Annotated in this window: 1 pseudogene; it reads left to right on the top strand. The window is 42.4% G+C overall.

Annotated elements, in window-relative coordinates:
• Positions 1-259: pseudogene (locus ACYVTD_RS18955) on the top strand (SAM-dependent DNA methyltransferase); the annotation flags it as partial.
• Between the last annotated feature and the right edge of the window lie 50 nt (positions 260-309).

The following is a 309-nucleotide window of genomic DNA, read 5'->3' as shown; positions in this document are numbered from 1 at the left end:
GTGTTACAATCCCGATAACCGCCACAAACGCAAAGAAACATGGAGCGAAAAGAAGCCCGAAGGACGATTCCGCTGTTTTACATATAAGGAAATTTTGGAAAGGGACAAGACTAGCCTTGATATTTTCTGGCTCAAAGACAAATCCCTGACCGATCTTGACAGCCTTCCCGATCCTGACGTTCTTGCCTCCGAAATCATGGAAAATCTGGAAACCGCATTGGCGAATTTTAAGACGCTGACGACGAATTTGAATGCTTGAAGATTGTCAACGAATGAATGTGAATAAATCCCATTGTATTTCATTTTACC

The organism is Treponema sp. R6D11, from assembly GCF_054786075.1.
This window is presented reverse-complemented; position numbering and strand designations above follow the sequence as displayed.